Source organism: Methylobacillus draconifructus (assembly GCF_045984385.1).
Lineage (GTDB): Bacteria > Pseudomonadota > Gammaproteobacteria > Burkholderiales > Methylophilaceae > Methylobacillus > Methylobacillus flagellatus_A.
Genome location: NZ_JBJQIJ010000004.1, coordinates 336,377 through 354,100 on the forward strand (window position 1 = coordinate 336,377; position 17,724 = coordinate 354,100).

Here is a 17,724-nt window from a genome sequence, read left to right on the forward strand (position 1 = left end):
TAGATGAAGACCTTGATTAAGCTGGATTTCGACAAGCCAGCCTGGGAGCAGGACGGCCAGATCCATAACCGTTGGCACCCGGATTTGCCGATGGTGGCTATGGTCAAGCCGGGCGACGAGTTCCGTGTCGAGTGCATGGACTGGACCGGCGGCCAGGTCGGTAACAACGACAGCGCGAACGACATCCGCGATGTCGACCTGTTGCAGGTGCACTACCTGAGCGGGCCGATCGGCGTCGAAGGCGCGGAGCCAGGTGACCTGATGGTGGTGGATATTCTGGATGTGGGCACTTTGCAGGACCAGCAATGGGGCTTCAATGGCTTGTTTGCCAAGGAAAATGGCGGCGGCTTCCTGACCGACCACTATCCCGACGCCTCCAAGAGTATCTGGGATTTTCACGGCATCTATACGACTTCCCGCCATGTGCCCAACGTGAAGTTCGCCGGCATCATGCACCCCGGACTGATCGGCTGCCTGCCATCCCGCGAGTTGCTGGACACATGGAACAAGCGCGAGGCGGACCTGATCGCCACTGATCCAAACCGTGTGCCCGCGCTGGCATTGCCGCCGAACGAAACCGGCGCCGTCATGGGCCGGTTGAAGGGCGAGGAAGCCAAGGCTGCCGCGCAGGAAGGCGCACGTACCGTGCCGCCGCGCGACCACGGCGGCAACTGCGACATCAAAAACCTGACCAAGGGCTCGAAGATTTTCTTCCCGGTCTACGTCAAGGATGGCGGCCTGTCCATGGGCGACCTGCACTTCTCGCAGGGCGATGGCGAAATCACGTTCTGCGGCGCGATCGAGATGGCCGGCTACCTTGATATCAAGGTCAGCCTGATCAAGGACGGCGTCAAGAAATACGGCATCAAGAACCCATTGTTCCAGCCTAGCCCGTTGACGCCGAACTATCGCGATTTCCTCGTGTTCGAGGGCATTTCGGTCGACGAGCAGGGCAAGCAGCACTACCTCGACGTGCACATCGCTTACCGCCAGGCTTGCCTCAACGCCATCGAGTACCTGAAGAAGTTCGGTTACAGCGGCGAGCAGGCCGTGGCGATCCTCGGCACTGCGCCGGTGGAAGGCCATATCAGCGGCGTGGTGGATATTCCGAATGCCTGCGCCACCTTGTGGCTGCCGACCGAGATCTTCGATTTCGACCTGAAGCCGAATGCGGATGGCCCGAAGAAGATCATCACCGGCACCGCGGATGTCGCCAAGACATCCTGAACAGCGTTTCTTTATTGACGATTTGAAAGCATAAGGGGAAGAGCCATGCCTATGTATGAATACCGATGCGACGAGTGCGGCGTGTTTTCCGCACTGGGGAAGATGAGCACATCCAGCGAGCCCACGATCTGTCCGGATTGCGGCGAGTTGAGCGAGCGCATTCTCTCGGCACCGCGTCTGGCCATCATGGGCAAGGCTCAACGAAGTGCGCATGAACGCAACGAAAAATCTGCCCATGAACCCCGGTCCACCCGCCGCTCCAGCTGCGGATGTTCCGGGAGTCATACCTGCGGTTCATCCTCCACTTCGAAGCAGTCCACTCAGGGAAAAGAGAAAGGAAGCCTATTGCAGATGCAAACCAAGAAAACCGCCCGCCCCTGGATGCTGGGGCATTAGGGATGTCCAGCATTGCGCGATAGCGGCGTTGCGCCTCCTTGCCGTACTTGTTCGTACTGTCTGCGTTGGCGTGCCTTGCTCTCACACAATGCTGAATATCCTCGGTAGTTAAGTTAATTGAACACCCCACTTTTTTAGTTTTTTCAGGAGAATTCTGATGAGTAAGACAAATCGACGCCAGTTCATCACCAAGACAGGCGCCCTGATGGGGGCAATGCTCGCAGCAGGCATTATTTCCGGCAGCGCTTATGCAGCCGACTTCCCGACAGCCAAGGTCAACACCACCAAACTGGCGGTGACCGACACTACAGTCAAGGTCGGCATCCTGCATTCGTCCACCGGCACCATGGCGATCAGCGAAACCGGTTCCATCCAGGCTGAGAAGCTGGCGATCGCCCAGATCAACGCCATGGGCGGTGTATTGGGCCGCAAGATCGAGGTGATCCAGGAAGACGGCGCTAGCGATTGGCCGACTTTCGCCGAAAAGTCCAAGAAGCTGCTGGAAAAAGACAAGGTAGCCGCAGTGTTCGGCTGCTGGACTTCCGCTTCCCGCAAGGCGGTGTTGCCGGTGTTCGAGAAAGACAATGGTTTGCTGTTCTACCCGACTTTCTACGAAGGCCTGGAGCAGTCCAAGAACGTGTTCTACACCGGCCAGGAAGCCACGCAGCAAATCCTCGCTGGCCTGGACTGGATCGCCAAGGAAAAGAAGGCCAAAACTTTTTACCTGATCGGTTCCGACTACATCTGGCCGCGTACTTCCATGAAGATCGCCCGCAAGCACATCGAGAACAAGCTCGGCGGCAAGGTGGTGGGTGAAGAGTACATCGCGCTGGGCGACACTCAGTTCGGTTCGGTCATCAACAAGATCAAACTGAAGAAGCCTGACGTGATCTACGCAGCGGTTGTCGGCGGCAGTAACGTGGCATGGTTCAAGCAGTTGAACGCCGCTGGCCTCAACTCCAAGAAGCAGAACATGCTGACCATCTCCGTGACCGAGGACGAAGTCCTGGGCATCGGCGGCGAGAACCTCGAAGGCTTCTACTCCGCGATGAAGTACTTCCAGACCTTGAAGAACCCGAACAACGAGAAGTTCGTTGCCGAGTTCAAGAAGATGTGGGGTCCCAAGGCTGTGATCGGCGACGTGACGCAGGCTGCCTACCTCGGCCCATGGCTGTGGAAGGCTGCGGTTGAGCGTGCTGGCAGCTTCGATGTGGACAAGGCAGCTGCAGCATTGCCTGGCTACGAGTTCAAGGAAGCACCAGAAGGCTACGTCAAGGTTGATCCTAACCATCACTTGGAAAGTAAGCTGCGTGTAGGCAAGTGGCGTGCTGACGGCCAGGCGGACGTGGTTTACGAGTCCGAGCTGATCAAGCCTGATCCGTTCCCAAAAGGTTATCAATAATCAGCTAGCGCTGACAATGCAAGAACCCGTGACAGCCCCTTATGGGGTTGTTACGGCGTGCAGTACCGGAATTTAAATCTGTAAGTAAAAGGCTGGAGGCCGATTATGTTTGATTATTCAATGGCAGAGATAGGCAATATCGTTGTCATGCAGGCTTTCTCGGGGTTAAGCCTGTTCAGCGTTCTTCTCCTGATGGCACTTGGCCTGGCGATCATCTTCGGGCAAATGGGCGTGATCAATATGGCCCATGGCGAATTCATGGCGATAGGCGCCTATACCACCGTGTTTCTTTCCCGGGTGGCCGAGACTTACGGAATCGTCAATTACTACTTCCTGTTTGCGATCATCGCCGCGTTCATTGTGGCGTTCATCATCGGTTATATCGTAGAGTTCGCCCTGATACGGCACTTGTACAAGCGGCCTCTCGATACCTTGCTTGCCACCTGGGGCTTGAGCCTAGTGATGCAGCAGATTTTCCGTTCCACTTTTGGCGCCAAGGAGGTTAGCGCCGTGCTGCCAGAATGGCTCATGGGCTCCTTCCAGCCGACGCCTGACATCGATATCCCGATCAACGGGGTGTTCGTGCTCGGTCTGGCATTGGTGGTCACCGTAGGCGTCTTTATCTTCATGTTCCGTTCCCGCTGGGGCCTGCGCGTGCGCGCCACGGTGCAGAACCGCGTGATGGCGGGTGCCGTCGGCATCAATACCAAGAAGGTCGACCGCGTGACCTTTGCGCTTGGCTGCGGTATCGCCGGCGTGGCAGGCGCGGCGTTCACCACGATCGCTTCCACCGGTCCCACCACAGGCTCGCTCTACATCGTCGACAGCTTCATGGTCGTCGTGTTCGGCGGCGCGGCCAGCGTATTAGGCACGATCGCTTCCGCCTTCGGCATCGCCCAGGCGCAATCCATCCTGCAGTTCTTCATGACCAGCTCCATGGGCAAGGTCGCGACCCTGATGGTGATCGTCGGCATCCTCATGATGCGTCCGGAAGGCCTGTTTGCATCCAAAGTACGTAAGTAAGGGGAACAACATGAATGAAACATTGAGCAAAATACTAGGCGGAAAGCAGGGGGCCATCGGCCTCGGCATCCTCGCCGCGTTCATCCTGGTGGTGCTGCCGCTGGGCCTGGACCCCTTCCGCCTTGGATTGGTCGGCAAATACCTCACTTACGCCTTCGTCGCGGTCAGCCTGGTGCTGCTGTGGGGTAACGGCGGCATCCTGAGCCTGGGTCAGGGCATCTTCTTCGGCCTGGGCGGCTACGCGATGGCGATGTTCCTCAAGCTCGAAGCGTCCGACCCGGTCAGTACCGCGATCCAGTCCACGCCCGGCATCCCCGACTTCATGGACTGGAATCAGCTCACGGCCCTGCCGTGGTTCTGGGAGCCGTTCAAGAGCTTGCCGCTGACTATCATCGCAATCCTGGTGGTGCCTACGCTGTTCGCCTTCATCATCGGTTATGCGATGTTCAAGCGCCGTGTCGGCGGCGTGTATTTCGCGATCATCACCCAGGCGATTGCACTGATCCTGTCCATCCTCATCATCGGCCAGCAGGGCTATACCGGCGGCGTGAACGGAATCACCGATCTCAAAACCGTGCTGGGCTGGGATATCCGGACCGAGAACGCCAAGTATGTGCTGTATTACCTCAATGCCGCGCTGCTGATCGGCTGCATCCTGCTCTCCCGCTATGTCCTCAGCAGCAAGTTCGGCATGCTGCTGCTGGCGATGCGCGACAAGGAAGAGCGCGTGCGCTTCTCGGGTTACGACGTGTCCAACTTCAAGATATTCATCTTCTGCCTGTCTGCCCTGATCTCGGCGATCGGCGGCGCGATGTTCACCTTGCAGGTCGGCTTCATGTCGCCATCCTTCATCGGCATCGTGCCTTCGATCGAAATGGTGATCTTCGCGGCGGTAGGCGGGCGCATGTCGCTGATCGGCGCAGTGTACGGCACCTTGCTGGTCAACTTCGGCAAGACCATGTTCTCGGAAACCTATCCGGAACTGTGGCTGTTCCTCATGGGCGGCCTGTTCATCGCCGTGGTGATGTTCTTCCCGAACGGCCTTGCCGGTATCTACGACAAGTATGCAAAGAAGGTGCCTTTCCTGCGCAAATTATCGGAAGAAACGCCCAAGGCCAAAAAGGCTGAAGCTGTACCAGCCGCGCCGATTGAAACCAAGGAAGTGGGGGTAAAAGCATGAGTAATACCGATTTCGTACTGGCTGTCGAGGACCTGACCGTGTCGTTCGACGGTTTCAAGGCGGTCGACAAGCTCAATATGTACATCGACAAGAACGAGTTGCGCGTGGTGATCGGGCCCAACGGCGCGGGCAAGACCACGGTGCTGGACCTGATCTGCGGCAAGACAAAATCGACTGCCGGTTCGATCAAGTTCAAGAACCGCGAACTGACCAAGCTTTCCGAGCACGAGATCGTGCGCGCCGGGGTAGGCCGCAAGTTCCAGACGCCGTCGATCTACGAGAACCTCACGGTGTACCAGAACCTGGAAGTCTCCTATCCCAAGGGCCGCGGCGTGTTCGGCAGCCTGTTCTTCAAGCGCAGCGACGAAGTCGTGGCGCAGGTGCACAAGATTGCCAAGGAAATCATGATGGAAGACATCCTGGGCATGGAAGCGGCGCTGCTGAGCCACGGCCAGAAACAATGGCTGGAAATCGGCATGCTGCTGATGCAGGAGCCGGAGCTGTTGATGCTGGATGAGCCTGTGGCGGGCATGAGCGCCAAGGAGCGCGACCAGACGGCCGAGCTGCTCAACCGCATCTGCCAGAACCGCTCCGTGATCGTGATCGAGCACGACATGGAATTCGTCAAGAAGATCGCGCACAAGGTGACCGTGCTGCACCAGGGCAAGATTCTTGCTGAAGGCGCCATGGACAAGGTGCAGGCCAACGAGAAAGTGATTGAGGTCTATCTGGGCCATTAATGCATGAAAGATGCGGCACTGGCTGACTAGGCCAGTGCCGCCAGCCCGGACAATGAAAGGATAGAAAATGATTGAGATTGAAGACCTGACAGTCAGCTACGGACAAAGCGAAGTCATCCACGGCATCAGCTTCAGCGCCGCCAAGAACGAAACCCTCGCCATCATGGGCCGCAACGGCATGGGCAAGACCACCTTGTTCAAGTCGTTGATGGGCATCCTGCCTAGCAAGAGCAAGAAGGCCAGCGTGGACGGTGTGGACATCGGCGGCAACGAAACCTTCCAGCGCGTGCAGAAAGGCCTGGCTTACGTGCCGCAGGGCCGCATGATCTTCCCGACCATGACCGTGCAGGAAAACATCGAGACCGGCCTGGAGAAGTCAAAATCCCGCCAGATTCCCGAGGACATCTATGCCTTGTTCCCGGTGCTTTACGACATGCGCAACCGCAAAGGGGGCAACCTTTCCGGCGGCCAGCAGCAGCAATTGGCGATTGCCCGCGCATTGGTGACCAACCCCAAGGTGTTGCTGCTGGACGAGCCGACCGAGGGCATCCAGCCGTCCATCATCAAGGACATCGCCAAGGTGCTGAATGAAATCCGCAAGATGCGCGAGATCACCATCATCGTGTCCGAGCAGGTGCTGAGCTTCACCATGGAGATCGCGGACCGCATCATCGTCATCGACAAGGGCAACTTCATCCATGAGAACAAGCGCAGCGAGGTGGATGCGGCAAAAATCAAGGGCTACCTCTCGGTCTGAGTGGAACAATCAACAAGGTCTGCTGGCGGCGTTGCGCCTCCTTGCCGTACTCATACATACGTACTGTCTGCGTCGGCGCGCCTTGCCAGCACCGTTTCACTGACCTTCTTGATTGTTCTTACATGCCAGGAGGGCAATTGTAATTATTTATGATGCTGGCGTTTTTATGGCAGGATGCTGCCGATGGATGACTCACAAACAAAAACGGCGGCATGGGCGGATAAGCGCTGGCAGGCATTGCTGGCGCTAGATTTTGCAGCCAGGGCAGGGCGGACGACGCTGGTAGGCAAACGCCACCAAGGGCCGCTGATGGTGCAGAAAATGCTCTACCCGGAAGGAGACGAGGTCTGCCACGGCATCATCATCCATCCGCCGGGCGGCGTCGCGGGCGGCGACCAATTGCAATTGGTCGCAACCTTGGGAGCATTAGCTAAAGCCTTGTTGACTACGCCGGGTGCCGGCAAATGGTACAAGGCCAACCAATTGAGCGCGAGCCAGGAAATACGGTTCCAGTTGGCGGCCAATAGCTGCCTGGAATGGCTGCCGCAGGAAAACATCCTGTTCGACGGCAGCGATGTGCGCTTCAGTAGCGAAATCGACCTTGCCGAGGGTGCCGTATTCTGTGGCTGGGACATCATGTGCTTTGGCCGCCAGGCGCGGAGCGAGCAATGGGACGAAGGTGAGCTGCGTCAGGTGATGCAAGTGCGGCGTGAAGGGCGCTTGATCTGGAACGAGCGATTGTTTGCCCAGCCGCAAAGCCTGGTGATGCGTTCCGGTATCGGCTTGAAAGGCATGCCGGTCAATGGCAGCCTGGTGGTGGCCGCAGGCGCGGTGCCTGTGGATATTGTCGAAGCCTGCCGGGCGATCGAAGCCCGTGGCGATGCGCATTACGGCGTGACTGCCTTGCCGGAGATATTTTCGGCGCGTTATATTGGCCGTTCCTCGGAAGCTGCGCGGGAATACTTCGAGCGGCTCTGGCAAGTGCTCAGGCCATGGTATGCTGCGCACCCTGCCGTCAGGCCCCGGATATGGAATACCTGACTGGCATCACATTGAATCGATGAAGAAGAACTGTCTATGGAATTAAGCCCAAGAGAAAAAGACAAGCTGCTGATCTTTACCGCAGCCTTGCTGGCGGAGCGGCGCAAGGCGCGTGGCCTCAAGCTCAACTATCCCGAGTCGATTGCATTCATCAGCGCCGCCATCATGGAAGGCGCGCGCGACGGCAAGACGGTGGCTGAATTGATGGGGTACGGCGCGACGCTGCTGACGCGCGAGGATGTGATGGAGGGCGTGCCGGAGATGATTCCGGAGATACAGGTGGAGGCGACGTTTCCGGATGGGACCAAGCTAGTCACCGTCCACCAACCGATTCCTTGAGGTCGTGTTTCACAATCCATCGCTAGCGGCGTTGCGCCTTCTTGCCGTACTCATCCGTACTGTCTGCGTCGGCGCGCCTTGCTAGCAATGGATTGTGAAGCACTCAGGACAGTGTGAAATTGAAAAAAGTAAATGAGCGCGACTGGAGCAATACACATGATCCCAGGTGAAATGAAAATAGACGCAGGCGAAATCCTGCTCAACGACGGGCGCGAGACGGTGACGTTGGAGGTGGCGAATACGGGCGACCGGCCTATCCAGGTGGGTTCGCATTACCATTTTTACGAGACCAATGAAGCCTTGTCGTTTGAGCGGCAACTGGCCTATGGCTTCCGCCTCGATATTGCCGCAGGCACGGCGGTACGTTTCGAGCCGGGGCAAAGCCGCACGGTACAATTGGTTGCCTTGGCCGGAGATCGCAAAGTGTATGGGTTTGCCGGCAAGGTGATGGGAGCGCTGAAATGAGTGTGAAAATCGACAAACGTGCCTATGCCGAAATGTTCGGCCCGACGGTGGGCGATCGCGTGCGCCTAGCTGACACTGAGCTGTGGCTGGAGGTGGAAAAGGATTACACCATCTACGGCGAGGAGGTGAAGTTCGGCGGCGGCAAGGTGATCCGCGACGGCATGGGGCAAGGCCAGGGCGTGGCGAGCGAGGTGGCGGATACGGTGATTACCAATGCGTTGATCGTCGACCATTGGGGCATCGTCAAGGCCGATATCGGCATCAAGGGCGGCTATATTTCCGCCATCGGCAAGGCGGGCAATCCCGACATCCAGCCCGGCGTGGAGATTGCCATCGGCGCGGGCACAGAGGTGATCGCGGGCGAGGGCATGATCGTCACCGCAGGCGGCATCGACACCCATATCCATTTCATCTGCCCGCAACAGATCGAGGAGGCGCTGATGTCCGGCGTCACCACCATGATAGGCGGCGGCACCGGCCCGGCGACCGGCACGTTTGCCACTACCTGTACCCCCGGCCCCTGGCATATCCACCGCATGCTGCAATCGGCGGATGCCTTCCCGATGAACCTGGGTTTTCTCGGTAAGGGCAACGCCAGCCTGCCGCAGCCGTTGCGCGAGCAGGTCGAGGCGGGCGTGGTCGGGCTCAAGCTGCATGAGGACTGGGGCACCACGCCAGCCGCGATCGACAATTGCCTGAGCATTGCCGAGGAAATGGATGTGCAGGTGGCAATCCATTCAGATACCCTCAACGAATCCGGTTTCGTCGAGACCACGCTGGATGCGTTCAAGGGCCGCACCATCCATACCTTCCATACCGAGGGTGCGGGCGGCGGCCATGCGCCGGACATCATCCGCGCGGCGGGGCATCCCAATGTGTTGCCATCGTCGACCAACCCGACCCGGCCTTTCACTATCAACACCATAGACGAGCATCTCGATATGCTCATGGTCTGCCACCACCTCGACCCGGCAATTGCCGAGGACGTGGCGTTCGCCGAAAGCCGCATCCGCCGCGAGACGATTGCGGCGGAGGATATCCTGCACGATCTTGGCGCGTTCGCCATGATGTCTTCCGACTCGCAGGCCATGGGCCGCGTGGGCGAGGTGGTGATCCGCACCTGGCAGACCGCGCACAAGATGAAGGTGCAGCGCGGCCCCTTGCCTGAAGACAGCGCGCGCAACGACAATTTCCGCATCAAGCGATACATTGCCAAATACACGATCAACCCTGCATTGACGCACGGCATCGCCCATGTCGTCGGTTCGGTCGAAGTCGGCAAGCTGGCCGACCTCGTGCTGTGGCGACCGGCCTTCTTCGGCGTCAAGCCTTCGACTATCCTCAAGGGCGGCATGATCGCGGCTGCCGTGATGGGCGACGCCAATGCCTCTATCCCGACGCCGCAGCCCGTGCATTACCGTCCAATGTTCGGTTCCTATGGCGGTGCGTTGCAGACCTCGGTGACTTTTGTTTCGCAGGCGGCGTTGAGCAACCCGGAAGTTGCGGCATTGAACCTGAAGAAACCGTTGGTGGCGGTCAAGGGCACGCGTGGCGTCAGAAAGTCGGATATGGTGCACAACGGTTGGATGCCCGAGATTGACGTGGACCCTGAAACGTATGAAGTGCGTGCCGATGGCATGGTGCTGAGCTGTGAGCCGGCGGAGGTGCTGCCCCTGGCCCAACGCTACTTCCTGTTTTGACGCGCACTCAATAAAGCGACCCCGACGTTGTTGCTTTGCCTTGCCGTACTAACTGTACTGTCTGCGACAAAGCGCCTAGTCAGAATCGCTTTGTTGAGCGCTTGTAGTCCTTATTTTAAGAGTTTAAAGACATGATGCTGGAATTTGAATGTTAGGAATCAGCAAGAAAATAGAGAGTGCCAGCCGGGTTGACGACCAGCTAGTGCTGCCGTTCGACCGCAGGCAGAAAAGCCGCTTGCGTGTGGAGCTGGCTTCGGGCACTGAGGCGGCGTTGCTGCTGGAGCGTGGCACGGTCTTGCGTGGCGGCGATTTGCTGCGGGCCGAGGACGGGCGTGTGGTGCAGGTGGTCGCGGCGGATGAGCCGGTATTGCGGGTGACGGCTGCGACGCCGCGCGAATTGGCGCGGGCGGCCTACCACCTGGGCAACCGCCATGTGCCGCTTGAGGTCGGTGATGGCTGGCTGCGTCTGGAGCAGGACCATGTGTTGCAGGAGATGCTGCTCGGGCTGGGCGTGCAGGTGGAAGGGCAGATGGCGCCGTTCGAGCCGGAGGCCGGCGCGTATGGCGGCGGGCATCGCCATCATCATGACGACGATGCGCCTTCGATTCGCCCGCCGGCACGCTTGAGGACGTATGAATAAATCTAGGTCATTGGTGCGCCTGCTGCAACTGGCAAGCCCGATGCTGCCAGTGGGCGCGTATAGCTATTCGCAGGGGCTGGAATGGGGCATCGAGTCGGGCGAAGTGCATGACCTGGCAAGCGCCCAGGCCTGGATAGGCGACGTATTGCAGGTGTATCAGGGCGGTTTCGAACTGCCGCTGCTGAGCCGGTTTTACCGTGCATGGCAGCGTGGCGACGCTGAGGCATTGAACGAATGGAACGCGTTTTACCTGGCCGGGCGCGACAATGCCGAGGCCTTGGCTGAGAGCAGGCAGATGGGGTATTCGCTTAAGCGACTATTGTTGGAATTTGATGATTTGCCCAATGGCTGGATGGCGATGCTGGAGGCTCTGCCCACAGCCTCTTTTCCTGTTTTGTACGCGGGCATTAGCCAGGTTTGGGGCATCGACGAGCAGGATGCCTTGCAGGCGTATGCCTGGTCCTGGCTGGAAAACCAGGCCAGCGCGGCGATGAAGGCGGTGCCGTTGGGGCAGGTGGCGGGGCAGAAGATATTGTTGGGAGTGGCGGAGAAAATTCCTCTGTTGGTGGAGGCTGCGATGCAGATGCAGGATCACGAGATCAGTAATTTTTGTCCTGCGTTGACTATTGCGGGATGTAGGCATGAGACGCAGTACAGCAGGTTGTTTAGGTCGTAGGCAGTTTGATGGCGAAAGGATGGTTGTCGTCCCTGACGGGCGAGTCACTTTCCTTTGCTTCGCCAAAGGAAAGTAACCAAAGGAAAGGCGACCACGATTGTCTGCGACCCGGAACGTTGTTCCGGGCAACCTGCGTTGCTCGCTTTTAATGGGGACTGGCTGAACTCGCTGCGCTCAGACAGACGCAAGCCCTGGTCCATCCGTCACTTGCGCTACTCGGCGCAGCCAGACGGGGAAGATTGGGCGGATGGCGAGCCTTTTGCTTATAGATAGTTACCGTGTCGAGCTTTTTTGTTTTTGAGTGATTTTAAATATTGGATCAAGTAATGCAGATTAAGGAACCTTTACGCGTTGGCATCGGCGGGCCGGTCGGGTCGGGCAAGACGGCGCTGACGTTGGCCTTGTGCCAGCGCTTGCGCGATGTGTACAACATCGCGGTGGTGACCAACGACATTTATACGCGGGAGGATGCCGAATTCCTCACGCGCAACGAGGCGTTGGCGCCGGAGCGCATCATCGGGGTGGAGACGGGCGGCTGCCCGCACACGGCGATCCGCGAGGATGCTTCGATGAACCTCGAGGCGGTGGCGCAGTTGAGCGAGCGTTTCAACCCGTTGGATATCGTGTTTGTCGAAAGCGGCGGCGACAACCTGGCGGCCACGTTCAGTCCGGAGCTTTCCGACCTGACGATCTACGTGATCGACGTCGCGGCGGGCGAGAAGATTCCGCGCAAGGGCGGGCCGGGCATCACCAAATCCGACTTGCTGGTGATCAACAAGATCGACCTGGCGCCGCTGGTGGGGGCCTCGCTCGAGGTGATGGACCGCGATGCGCGCAAGATGCGCGGCGATCGTCCTTTCATCTTTACCAATCTCAAGAGCAGGCAGGGCCTGGAAGAGATTGTCGGCTTTATCGAGAAACAAGGGTTGATGCTCTAGCAAGCCAAAAAATAAGGAAAACATATGAAAATTCATCGTTTCGCAGCACTGGGCCTGTTGGCGTTCTCCCCGTTGGCTTTCGCGCACCCTGGGCACGAAGCCCAAGGCTTGCTGGCCGGCTTCATGCATCCGCTCACCGGGCTGGACCACCTGTTGGTCATGCTCGCTGTCGGCTTATGGGCCGGACGCATCGGCGGCGCGGCGCGCTGGCAGCTTCCGGCTACCTTCGTTGCCGTCATGGCGCTGGGCGCCGTTATCGGCATGGCGGGATACCGCCTGCCCGCTATTGAAACGCTGCTTGCCGCGAGCGTGATGGCGCTGGGCGCATTGCTTGTCATCAGCCTGCGCCTACCACGGGCGCTGCAAGCCGGGCTGGTCGCCTTGTTCGCCCTGTTCCATGGCATTGCCCATGGCAGCGAGCTGGCCACGGATCAAGGTTTGGCGGTGATGTTTGGCATGTTGGCCGCAACTACGCTGCTGCATATCTTCGGTCTGGTATTGTCCAGCCGCCGCTTGCGGCTTCCTGTTTTGGTGCATTCAATTTTTGGATGCACCATGATGGTGCTAGGCGCATGGTTGTTGGCAAGCTGATTATCGCCATGGGCGTATGCCCGGTTGATTAGCCGGACAATAGAGGGAATATGGTTTTCTAGTGCCTGACTGGCTTGAAACTTGCTGCATTGATGGCAGGCATTAACGGAGAACAACACGGCTGCATGACGGCGATTGACTATCAGGCGGGGGCAAGCGGGGGCGTTGGCGAGGTGATGGAACCCACGCAGCGCATCGTCAAGGTGCGCCGCGACTACAACACCTGGGTAGTCAACGAAACGCTGGAGGATTACGCGCTCAGGTTCACGCCGCGCTCCTTCCGCAAGTGGTCGATCTTCCGCGTCGCCAATACTGCGTTCGGCGCGATTTCCTTCCTGGTGTTGGAGGCGATCGGCGGCACGTTGGCCGTCAATTACGGCTTCACCAACGCTTTCTGGGCGATTCTCGCCATTGGGCTGGTGATCTTCATGACCGGGCTGCCGATCAGCTATTACGCGGCCAAGTTCGGGCTGGACATGGACCTGCTCACGCGCGGCGCGGGCTTCGGCTACATCGGCTCCACCATCTCCTCGTTCGTCTACGCCTCGTTCACTTTCATCCTGTTCGCGCTCGAGGCGGCCATCATGGCCTATGCGCTGGAGCTGTATTTCGACCTGCCGCTCTACATCGGCTACCTGGTGAGCGCGCTGGTGATCGTGCCGCTGGTGACCCACGGCGTCACCCTGGTCAGCCGCATCCAGATGATTACCCAGCCGGTCTGGCTATTCCTGCTCGCATTGCCCTATGTGTTCATCATCTACAAGGACCCCGGCGTGCTCGGCCGCCTAGGCGAGTTCGCGGGCAAGTCGGGCTACGACAGCGACTTCAACCTGCTGATGTTCGGCACGGCGATGGCGGTCGGCATGGCCTTGATCCCGCAGATCGGCGAGCAGGTGGATTTCTTGCGCTTCATGCCGGAAAAGACGCACAAGAACCGCTTCCGCTGGCACCTGGGCGTGCTGGTGGCGGGGCCGGGCTGGATATCGCTCGGCATGCTCAAGATGCTGGGCGGCGCCTTGCTGGCCTACTTGGCGGTGGAAGGCGCCAGGTCTTTCGAGCAGGCGGTCAATCCCAACCAGATGTACATGGCCGGCTTCAGCCAGGTGTTCTCGAACCCCGAAGTCGTGCTGGCGGTGACGGTGTTCTTCGTGGTGATCTCGCAGATCAAGGTCAACATGACCAATGCCTATGCGGGCTCCCTCGCGTGGTCGAATTTCTTCGCGCGCCTCACGCACAGCCACCCGGGCCGCGTGGTGTGGGTGGTGTTCAATGCCATGATCGCGATCATCCTCATGGAGATGGACGTGTTCCAGGCGCTGGAGCAGGTGCTGGGCCTGTATTCCAATATCGCCATTTCCTGGATCACGGCGGTGGTGGCCGACCTCGTCATCAACAAGCCGCTGGGCCTGAGCCCCAAGGGCATCGAGTTCCGCCGCGCCTACCTTTACGACATCAACCCGGTCGGCGTCGGGGCGATGGTGATCGCCTCGCTGCTGTCGGTGGCCGCGTTCTTCGGCATATTCGGCGTCGAGGCGGAAGCGTTCTCGGCCTTGATCGCGCTCGGCACCGCGTTGGTGGTTTCCCCGTTGATCGCCTGGCTGACCAAGGGCAGGTACTACATCGCGCGCCGGCCGGTGAGCTACCAGCCGGTGAGCGGCGTGCAGCGCTGCAGCATCTGCGAGAAGCAGTACGAGGTCGACGACATGGCGCATTGCCCGGCCTACCAGGGCGCGATCTGCTCGCTATGCTGCTCGCTGGACGCGCGCTGCAACGATATCTGCAAGCCGCACGGTCGCATCGAGTACCAATGGCAGCGCGTGATGCGGCGGGTGCTGCCGGACAGCTGGGTCGAGGTGATGCAAAGCGGCCTGGGGCATTACCTGCTGCTGATGGCGGTGACGCTGGCGTTCCTCAGCGCCTTGTTCGGACTGATCTATTTCCATGAATCGCTCACCTTCACGGGCGAGAAGGAAGTCCTGCTGCCCGAGCTCAGGCTGGGCTACCTCAAGGTCTTCGCAGCGCTTGCGTTCGCGAGCGGCATCATTGCCTGGTGGATCGTGCTGACCTCGGAGAGCAGGCGCGTCGCGCAGGAGGAATCCAACCGCCAGACCAATTTATTGCAGCGCGAGATTACCCTGCACAGGCAGACCGACGCCGAACTGCAGCGCGCGCGCCAGGTCGCGGAGCAGGCCAACCAGGCCAAGAGCCGCTACATCACCGGCATCAGCCACGAGTTGCGCACGCCGCTCAACAGCATCCTCGGCTATGCGCAGCTACTGGACAACGACCCCAGCATCCCGGAAAGCCGCCACCAGTCGATCCGCGTGATCCGCCGCAGCGGCGAGCATTTGCTGTCCCTGATCGAGGGCACGCTGGACATCGCGCGCATCGAGAGCGGCAAGCTTACGTTCGATCTGCGCCTGGTGCGTTTTCCCGAATTCATCCAGCAGCTCGTGAGCATGTTCGAGCTGCAGGCGCACAACAAGGGCATCGGTTTCCATTACGAGCTGCATGGTGATTTGCCCAAGGTGGTGCGCATCGACCAGAAGCGCCTGAGCCAGATCCTCATCAACATCCTCGGCAACGCCGTGAAGTTCACGCGCCAGGGCGGCGTTTCGTTCAAGCTGCGCTATGCGCGCGAAATGCTCAATATCAGCATCGAGGATACCGGCCCGGGCATTGCGCCGGAGGAGATCGAGAAAGTGTTCGAGCCGTTTGCTCGCGGTTCGGCCGCCGCCAACAGCAATATCGGCGGCACCGGCCTCGGCCTCACCATCAGCAAGATGCTGACCGAGCTCATGGGCGGCCAGCTCACGGTGCGCAGCACGCCGGGGCAGGGCAGCCAGTTCAATATCCGCCTGTTCCTATCGCAGGTGCGGGTGGCTGAAGAGATCGAGAACGCCTCCATGCCCATGCCGCTGGCCTACAAAGGCCCGCGCCGGCGCATATTGGTGGTGGACAACGAGCAGGTGGACAGGGAGCTGCTCAAGAATATCCTGCAGCCCCTGGGCTTCGAGGTGGCGGAGGCGGCGAGCGGGCGCGAGTGCCTGCAGGTCTACACCGAGTTCAAGCCCAACGTGATCCTCATGGACCTTGCCATGCCGGACATGGACGGCTGGGAGGCGAGCTACATGATACGCAAGGTGCACCAGTCCGACGTGCCGATCGCGATCGTCTCGGCCAATGCGTTCGACAAGGGGCTGGAAAACACCGCAGGCATCCCGGCCTCGGATTTCATCGTCAAGCCGGTGAACGTGATGGAACTGTTGCGCTGGATCGGCGAGCAGCTCAAGCTGGAATGGGTGACCGAGATGGGCGACGCGGTTGCCGATGCAGGCATTGCCGTCGCTTCCGGACCTAATGCCGTGGAGGCGCCGTCCAAGGAGCAGCGGGACGAATTGATGGCCTTGATCAAGGTGGGCTACGTGCGCGGCATCACCCGCAAGCTCGACGAGATCGGGCAGGACGACCGATATGGGACTTTTGTTGCGGCGATGCGCCAGCTGTCGCAGCAGTTCGAACTTGAAGCAATGCAGAAAATGTTGGAAGAAGTGAATGATGGAGGCTAGAAAAGACACCGCGGTCGTGCTGATCGTGGACGACGTGCCGGATAACCTGGCCGTGCTGCACGATGCGCTGGACGAATCCGGCTACATGGTGCTGGTGGCCAACAACGGCGAGACCGCGCTCAGGCGCGCGGAAGAGGCGCGCCCCGACATCATCTTGCTGGATGCGATTATGCCGGGGCTGGATGGTTTCGAGGTCTGCGCCAGACTCAAGGCCAACCTCAACACCCGCCATATTCCGGTGATCTTCATGACTGGGCTCACCGAGTCCGAGCACGTGGTGGCAGGCTTCGCCGCCGGCGGCACCGATTACGTCACCAAGCCCATCCGCACCGCCGAAGTCCTGGCGCGCATCAGCACCCACTTGCAGGCGTCGCGCCAGATGCATCAGGCGCGCGGCGCCCTCGATGCCTTCGGACAGGCGGCCATCGCCGTATTGCCCGCGAGCGGCCGCATCGTCTGGCAGACGCCCCTGGCGCGGGACTGGATGCAACGGTATTTCAGCGCCAGCGAAGCCGATACCGAAACGCACACGCCGCAGGCATTGCTCAAATGGCTGGCCAGCCTGAAAACCAGCGGCGCGGAAGCCAATCCGCTGACCGTGGTCCAAGGCAGCGGTCGCCTGATCTTCTCCCCGGCCGACCTCAATGCCGAGGAGCAATGGGTCATCATTCTCAGGGAAGAATCCGACGCCGCCCAGATCGAGGCCCTGATGCAGACCTTCGGCCTGACCCAGCGCGAATCCGAGGTGCTCTACTGGGCGATCAAGGGCAAGACCAACCGCGACATCGGCGACATCCTCGGCACCAGCCCGCGTACCGTCAACAAGCACATGGAACACGTCTTCGCCAAGCTCGGCGTGGAAACCCGCACCGCAGCCGCCGCGCTCGCCACCAGCAAGATGCGCAACCTCAAGGCGGGCTGACGGCCAGACTTGGAGAGCGGCTAACAAAATTCAGCGAAGCGATGCTGGCTAGGCGCCCTGCCGCAGGCAGTACAAGCAGTACGGCCAGGCAGGGCAACAACGCCAGCAGGATTTTGTG

General features: G+C 59.7%; 17 protein-coding genes. All 17 read left to right on the forward strand.

Annotated features, from left to right (window positions below):
- Nucleotides 1–3: 3 nt before the first annotated feature.
- The 17 genes from fmdA (at nucleotide 4) to ACKF11_RS10770 (ending at nucleotide 17,606) form a co-directional block, all read left to right on the forward strand.
- Complete coding sequence (gene fmdA / locus ACKF11_RS10690) at nucleotides 4–1,227, forward strand: formamidase (RefSeq protein ID WP_407997043.1); 1,224 nt, start codon at nucleotides 4–6, stop codon at nucleotides 1,225–1,227.
- Nucleotides 1,228–1,278: 51 nt separating this feature from the next.
- Nucleotides 1,279–1,623, forward strand: a complete 345-nt coding sequence (locus tag ACKF11_RS10695; RefSeq protein ID WP_407997174.1) for an FmdB family zinc ribbon protein — start codon at nucleotides 1,279–1,281, stop codon at nucleotides 1,621–1,623.
- 157 nt (nucleotides 1,624–1,780) lie between these two features.
- Nucleotides 1,781–3,025 carry an urea ABC transporter substrate-binding protein gene (gene urtA, locus ACKF11_RS10700; protein WP_309565605.1) on the forward strand — a complete coding sequence of 415 codons (1,245 nt, stop codon included), beginning with the start codon at nucleotides 1,781–1,783 and terminating at the stop codon, nucleotides 3,023–3,025.
- Between the two features lie 105 nt (nucleotides 3,026–3,130).
- Complete coding sequence (gene urtB / locus ACKF11_RS10705; RefSeq protein ID WP_309565604.1) at nucleotides 3,131–4,048, forward strand: urea ABC transporter permease subunit UrtB; 918 nt, start codon at nucleotides 3,131–3,133, stop codon at nucleotides 4,046–4,048.
- 10 nt (nucleotides 4,049–4,058) lie between these two features.
- Nucleotides 4,059–5,228 (forward strand): urea ABC transporter permease subunit UrtC, encoded by a 1,170-nt coding sequence (gene urtC / locus ACKF11_RS10710; RefSeq protein ID WP_407993708.1) that lies wholly within the window; start codon nucleotides 4,059–4,061, stop codon nucleotides 5,226–5,228.
- On the forward strand, nucleotides 5,225–5,968 hold the full coding sequence (gene urtD, locus ACKF11_RS10715; RefSeq protein ID WP_407997044.1) for an urea ABC transporter ATP-binding protein UrtD: 744 nt from the start codon (nucleotides 5,225–5,227) through the stop codon (nucleotides 5,966–5,968). The genes urtC and urtD overlap by 4 nt, the downstream gene beginning before the upstream one ends.
- Nucleotides 5,969–6,035: 67 nt before the next feature.
- Entirely contained in the window at nucleotides 6,036–6,725 is a 690-nt protein-coding gene (urtE, locus tag ACKF11_RS10720; RefSeq protein ID WP_407997045.1) for an urea ABC transporter ATP-binding subunit UrtE, read from the forward strand.
- A 183-nt stretch (nucleotides 6,726–6,908) separates the two neighbouring features.
- Nucleotides 6,909–7,766 carry an urease accessory protein UreD gene (locus ACKF11_RS10725; protein WP_407997046.1) on the forward strand — a complete coding sequence of 286 codons (858 nt, stop codon included), beginning with the start codon at nucleotides 6,909–6,911 and terminating at the stop codon, nucleotides 7,764–7,766.
- 36 nt (nucleotides 7,767–7,802) lie between these two features.
- Entirely contained in the window at nucleotides 7,803–8,105 is a 303-nt protein-coding gene (gene ureA, locus ACKF11_RS10730) for an urease subunit gamma (RefSeq protein ID WP_309565599.1), read from the forward strand.
- 156 nt (nucleotides 8,106–8,261) lie between these two features.
- On the forward strand, nucleotides 8,262–8,570 hold the full coding sequence (locus ACKF11_RS10735; protein WP_407993704.1) for an urease subunit beta: 309 nt from the start codon (nucleotides 8,262–8,264) through the stop codon (nucleotides 8,568–8,570).
- Entirely contained in the window at nucleotides 8,567–10,270 is a 1,704-nt protein-coding gene (gene ureC / locus ACKF11_RS10740; RefSeq protein WP_407997047.1) for an urease subunit alpha, read from the forward strand. The genes ACKF11_RS10735 and ureC overlap by 4 nt, the downstream gene beginning before the upstream one ends.
- A 148-nt stretch (nucleotides 10,271–10,418) precedes the next feature.
- The gene (gene ureE, locus ACKF11_RS10745) at nucleotides 10,419–10,910 is read left to right on the forward strand and encodes an urease accessory protein UreE (protein ID WP_407997048.1); all 492 of its coding nucleotides are present in this window, start codon (nucleotides 10,419–10,421) and stop codon (nucleotides 10,908–10,910) included.
- Nucleotides 10,903–11,586 (forward strand): urease accessory protein UreF, encoded by a 684-nt coding sequence (locus tag ACKF11_RS10750; protein WP_407997049.1) that lies wholly within the window; start codon nucleotides 10,903–10,905, stop codon nucleotides 11,584–11,586. The genes ureE and ACKF11_RS10750 overlap by 8 nt, the downstream gene beginning before the upstream one ends.
- Nucleotides 11,587–11,912: 326 nt before the next feature.
- Nucleotides 11,913–12,524, forward strand: a complete 612-nt coding sequence (ureG, locus tag ACKF11_RS10755) for an urease accessory protein UreG (protein WP_309565594.1) — start codon at nucleotides 11,913–11,915, stop codon at nucleotides 12,522–12,524.
- 24 nt (nucleotides 12,525–12,548) lie between these two features.
- Nucleotides 12,549–13,115: a HupE/UreJ family protein gene (locus ACKF11_RS10760; RefSeq protein WP_407997050.1), complete on the forward strand. Its 567-nt coding sequence runs from the start codon at nucleotides 12,549–12,551 to the stop codon at nucleotides 13,113–13,115.
- 125 nt (nucleotides 13,116–13,240) lie between these two features.
- Nucleotides 13,241–16,684, forward strand: coding sequence for a hybrid sensor histidine kinase/response regulator (locus ACKF11_RS10765; protein ID WP_407997175.1), 3,444 nt, complete (start codon nucleotides 13,241–13,243; stop codon nucleotides 16,682–16,684).
- Nucleotides 16,671–17,606, forward strand: coding sequence for a response regulator (locus ACKF11_RS10770; protein ID WP_407997051.1), 936 nt, complete (start codon nucleotides 16,671–16,673; stop codon nucleotides 17,604–17,606). Before ACKF11_RS10765 ends, ACKF11_RS10770 begins: the two co-directional genes overlap by 14 nt.
- Nucleotides 17,607–17,724: the final 118 nt, after the last annotated feature.

Bases quoted from the DNA above. Each gene is read 5' to 3' on its own strand.
- urtA (WP_309565605.1), top strand. From the start codon at position 1,781: ATGAGTAAGACAAATCGACGCCAGTTCATCACCAAGACAGGCGCCCTG.
- ureE (WP_407997048.1), top strand. From the start codon at position 10,419: ATGTTAGGAATCAGCAAGAAAATAGAGAGTGCCAGCCGGGTTGACGAC.
- ureC (WP_407997047.1), top strand. From the start codon at position 8,567: ATGAGTGTGAAAATCGACAAACGTGCCTATGCCGAAATGTTCGGCCCG.
- fmdA (WP_407997043.1), top strand. From the start codon at position 4: ATGAAGACCTTGATTAAGCTGGATTTCGACAAGCCAGCCTGGGAGCAG.
- ACKF11_RS10760 (WP_407997050.1), top strand. From the start codon at position 12,549: ATGAAAATTCATCGTTTCGCAGCACTGGGCCTGTTGGCGTTCTCCCCG.
- ureG (WP_309565594.1), top strand. From the start codon at position 11,913: ATGCAGATTAAGGAACCTTTACGCGTTGGCATCGGCGGGCCGGTCGGG.
- ureA (WP_309565599.1), top strand. From the start codon at position 7,803: ATGGAATTAAGCCCAAGAGAAAAAGACAAGCTGCTGATCTTTACCGCA.
- ACKF11_RS10770 (WP_407997051.1), top strand. From the start codon at position 16,671: ATGATGGAGGCTAGAAAAGACACCGCGGTCGTGCTGATCGTGGACGAC.
- urtD (WP_407997044.1), top strand. From the start codon at position 5,225: ATGAGTAATACCGATTTCGTACTGGCTGTCGAGGACCTGACCGTGTCG.
- ACKF11_RS10765 (WP_407997175.1), top strand. From the start codon at position 13,241: ATGACGGCGATTGACTATCAGGCGGGGGCAAGCGGGGGCGTTGGCGAG.
- ACKF11_RS10750 (WP_407997049.1), top strand. From the start codon at position 10,903: ATGAATAAATCTAGGTCATTGGTGCGCCTGCTGCAACTGGCAAGCCCG.
- ACKF11_RS10695 (WP_407997174.1), top strand. From the start codon at position 1,279: ATGTATGAATACCGATGCGACGAGTGCGGCGTGTTTTCCGCACTGGGG.
- ACKF11_RS10725 (WP_407997046.1), top strand. From the start codon at position 6,909: ATGGATGACTCACAAACAAAAACGGCGGCATGGGCGGATAAGCGCTGG.
- urtC (WP_407993708.1), top strand. From the start codon at position 4,059: ATGAATGAAACATTGAGCAAAATACTAGGCGGAAAGCAGGGGGCCATC.
- urtE (WP_407997045.1), top strand. From the start codon at position 6,036: ATGATTGAGATTGAAGACCTGACAGTCAGCTACGGACAAAGCGAAGTC.
- urtB (WP_309565604.1), top strand. From the start codon at position 3,131: ATGTTTGATTATTCAATGGCAGAGATAGGCAATATCGTTGTCATGCAG.
- ACKF11_RS10735 (WP_407993704.1), top strand. From the start codon at position 8,262: ATGATCCCAGGTGAAATGAAAATAGACGCAGGCGAAATCCTGCTCAAC.